The organism is Bradyrhizobium altum, assembly GCF_020889705.1.
GTDB lineage: Bacteria > Pseudomonadota > Alphaproteobacteria > Rhizobiales > Xanthobacteraceae > Bradyrhizobium > Bradyrhizobium altum.
Genome location: NZ_JACMYP010000470.1, coordinates 1 through 3,263, shown reverse-complemented (window position 1 = coordinate 3,263; position 3,263 = coordinate 1). Strand labels below are relative to the sequence as shown.

6 protein-coding genes are annotated in these 3,263 nt (G+C 64.2%); 3 read left to right on the top strand and 3 right to left on the bottom strand.

The annotated features are described in order from the left end of the window. Together H8B02_RS46360 and H8B02_RS46355 are read right to left on the bottom strand one after the other, a co-directional pair. Positions 1 to 300 (bottom strand): cation:proton antiporter domain-containing protein (locus H8B02_RS46360; RefSeq protein WP_229172384.1); only part of this gene is annotated, 300 nt, incomplete at its 3' end. Positions 301 to 408: 108 nt separating this feature from the next. Further along, positions 409 to 807 carry a nuclear transport factor 2 family protein gene (locus H8B02_RS46355; protein ID WP_229172383.1) on the bottom strand — a complete coding sequence of 133 codons (399 nt, stop codon included), beginning with the start codon at positions 805 to 807 and terminating at the stop codon, positions 409 to 411. A gap of 202 nt (positions 808 to 1,009) precedes the next feature. On the opposite strand from H8B02_RS46355, the gene H8B02_RS46350 reads away from it, so the two are divergent. Then, positions 1,010 to 1,456 carry a GFA family protein gene (locus H8B02_RS46350; RefSeq protein WP_229172382.1) on the top strand — a complete coding sequence of 149 codons (447 nt, stop codon included), beginning with the start codon at positions 1,010 to 1,012 and terminating at the stop codon, positions 1,454 to 1,456. A gap of 12 nt (positions 1,457 to 1,468) precedes the next feature. Here H8B02_RS46350 and H8B02_RS46345 read toward each other — a convergent pair whose 3' ends face one another. Next, positions 1,469 to 1,648, bottom strand: coding sequence for a hypothetical protein (locus tag H8B02_RS46345; protein WP_229172381.1), 180 nt, complete (start codon positions 1,646 to 1,648; stop codon positions 1,469 to 1,471). A gap of 43 nt (positions 1,649 to 1,691) precedes the next feature. On the opposite strand from H8B02_RS46345, the gene H8B02_RS46340 reads away from it, so the two are divergent. Then, positions 1,692 to 1,931 (top strand): hypothetical protein, encoded by a 240-nt coding sequence (locus tag H8B02_RS46340; protein WP_229172380.1) that lies wholly within the window; start codon positions 1,692 to 1,694, stop codon positions 1,929 to 1,931. A 246-nt stretch (positions 1,932 to 2,177) separates the two neighbouring features. Then, positions 2,178 to 3,263, top strand: a 1,086-nt coding sequence (locus H8B02_RS46335) for a caspase family protein (protein WP_229172379.1), incomplete at its 3' end; no start/stop codon positions are given.

Below are 3,263 nucleotides of genomic sequence, written 5' to 3'. Positions count from 1 at the left end.
CGCGACCATGAAGGCGGTGAAGATCACGCAGCCGACCGAGAGCAGGATGATCGGCCGCAGATTGGCCTTGAACTCGCGCCAGCTCATCGCGACGCTCGCCGAATAGATCAGCGGCGGCAGCACCACCAGAAGCACGAGTTCGGGCGGCAGTTCCAGCGACGGCATGCCCGGCACGAAGGCGAGCACGATGCCGACCAGCAGGAGCAGGATCGCCGGCGCGATGTCGGTCCGTCGTGCAACCAGGGCGGTTCCCGCCAGCACGCCGAGCAGGGTGAGAAAGATCTGAAACTTGGCTTCCATAATGGGCTCAATTCGCCCGGAAAGCAGCGCCAGTCAATGCGGTCCGGCCGGAGCCGGACCGCTGGGGCGTGTCATAAAGCCGTCGCAGGGATGCGGTGGGCCGCCCGGTCAGTCCCGCTGATCGTAGCGGTAGGACTTCGAGACGATCTGCCAGCCGTCGGCGAGCTTCATTGCGACAAGGTAGTCGGTGAAATAGCGCGGCGGCAGCTGGCAACGCACCTTGATAAAGGCGGTGTTGTCGTCGGAGCGGTCGATGGTGACGATGAAGTCCTCGCGCGGCTTGCCTTCGGCCTTCGCCGACGGCCGCTTGCGCACCAAAGCGAGCCAGTCCGGCACGCTGAGGACCTTCAGCTCGCCCTTGTCCACCCAGCGCAGGTCGGCGCTGGGATGAAAGGCCGTCGCGAGCTTGTCGGCATTGCTCTCGTAGAGGCCGTCGAAATAGGTTTGCACGACGCTTTCGACGCTGGATCGTTCTTGAAATCGTTCTTGGGATCGTTCTTGGCTCATTGGGTGGTCCTCCCGGCAGGGTTTTGGTCTACTGGAGCGTTTTCGAGCGAAGTGGGTACCGGTTCGCGTGAAGAAAACGCGTCAAACAAGAATCGAGAGCCCCCGTTCCGATTCAATCGGAACGGAAAGGGCTTTAGGATTTAGCCATGAACCGCCGGATTGCGCCATGGCCGGCGATAAAATTCCGCGTGAGGAGTGAGTTGTGACCGCATCTGAAAATTCGAACGCAAGTTCGAACGAAACTATCCTGACCGGCGAATGCTTCTGCCGCGACGTGCGCTATGAGGTGGCCGACGCGTTTGGCTATGCGCTGAATTGTCACTGCTCGAACTGCCGGCGCACCACGGGATCGGCGTTCAAGCCGTTCGCAGGCATCGTGCGCGAAAAATTCACCGTCACCAGCGGCGCCGAGGGTCTTTTGATCTACGGCGACGAACTCACCCATGACGCGCATTGCGGCCGCTGCGGATCGCTGCTCTATTCGCGCGTGCGTAACGGCGCCTATGTCCATGTCACGATGGGTACGCTGCGCGATGCGCCGACGATCCGGCCGACCGCGCATATCTTCGTCGGCTCCAAGGCGCCTTGGTACGAGATACTGGACGACCTGCCGCAATATCAGGAGCATATGACGCAAGGCGGGGAATAAATCCGCGCGATATCAGTTCTTGTCTTGGGCCTGGTCCGCTTGCGCGGCAACGGTCGTGGATGGTCCCAACGCGAAGGCGAGCACGACGTTGTCGGCGCGTTGCTTGAATTCCTTCCCGACCGCGCTGCGCGCGGCGTCTGCGAGTGCCTGCAACGGCTTGTCCTGCAGCAGGCTGGGGAAGGTGACGGTCACGGACGTGAGCCGGCCATTGTGCCAGTTGAAGCCAACCGCCGGCTTGACCCCGATCGTTGAGGAGATCCTGCTCCACGGTCCTGGCGTGCTTGAAGCCGTCGAACACGGCGTCGACCAGGCCGCAGCCCGCGGCGCAGCCGGCCAAGAGCGCGAGGGCGAGGAGGGCCCGTGCCATGCTGCGGACCTGGCCGGCTCTGGCGGCTGGAACCGCCGCACTTGTGCCCTGCATCATGTCCTCCGTGCTTCTGTTCTTGTTGCCGCGATCGTGCACGAAATCGCGTGACCAGCCAAATCCGAACCGGCGGTCTGTTTCGTCGACTAACAGTCAGGATGGCATGGTCCACGCCGTCGCGGATCGTGAGGCGCCTCACAAAGCACCCCGCCTGCTTCTGGTAAACGGACCTGCGTGCTAGAGCGTTTTCGAGCGAAGTGGATACCGGTTCGCGTGAAGAAAACGCGTCAAACAAGAAACCAGAGCCTCGTTCCGATTCAATCGGAACGGGGCTCTGAAAACGGCCAGAGTGTCGCCATGAACGGGTCTGGGCTCTTGAACTTGAAACGGTTGCTGCTCGCCGTCGCGGCCTTGCTCCTGATCGCCTGCCAGCCCGCTTTCGCCGAGAAGCGCGTGGCGCTGGTGCTTGGCAACTCGGCCTATCGGAACACCGCGCCGCTGGCCAACCCGGTCAACGACGCCTCGGTGATGGCCGCGACGTTGAAGAATGCCGGCTTCGACGTGGTCGACTTCCGCAAGGACCTTCCAGCCGTCGAGACCCGCCGCGCGCTGCGCGAATTCGCCGACCTCGCCCGCGACGCCGATATCGCGCTGGTCTATTACGCCGGCCACGGCATCGAGGTGGACGGCGCCAATTACCTGATCCCGGTCGACGCCCGGCTGGAGCGCGATACCGACGTTTATGACGAGGCGTTTTCGCTCGACCGCATCCTGGTCGCGATCGAGCCGGCTAGGCGACTGCGGCTGGTGATCCTCGATGCCTGCCGCGACAATCCGTTTGCCAAGACCATGAAGCGGACGCTGGCGACCCGGGCGATCGGGCAGGGGCTCGCCAAGGTCGAGCCGACCAGTCCGAATGTGCTGATCGCCTATTCCGCGAAGGCCGGCTCGACTGCGGCCGACGGCGACGGCAAGAACAGTCCGTTCACGATCGCGCTGTCCAAGTTCCTGCCGACCCCCGGCCTCGATGTCCGCCGCGCCTTCGGTTATGTCCGCGACGAGGTGCTGAAGACCACGAACAACCGCCAGGAGCCGTTCGTCTATGGCTCGCTCGGCGGCGAGGACGTGCCGCTGGTGCCGGCACCGGCCAAACCGGCGCCCGCCGCCGCTGTTGCCGCGCCCACAGCGCCGGCACCGACGCCGCAGTCGGAGGCCCGGCGCGATTACGAGCTGGCGCTGCAGATCGGCAACAAGAGCGCGATGAACGCCTTCCTTGCCCAATATCCCAGCGGCTACTACGCCAATCTCGCCAGACTGCAGCTGGAGAAGTTCGCCGCCGAGGACGCGCGCGTGTCCGCCACCGAGAGGGCGCGTCTGGCCGAGCAGGAGCGCGCCCGGCTCGCCGCCGAGGGCGCGCAGAAGGCGCAGCAGGTCAAGGCCGAG

Coding starts and splice junctions, on each gene's coding strand:
- H8B02_RS46355 (WP_229172383.1), bottom strand. CDS start 807: ATGAGCCAAGAACGATCCCAAGAACGATTTCAAGAACGATCCAGCGTC.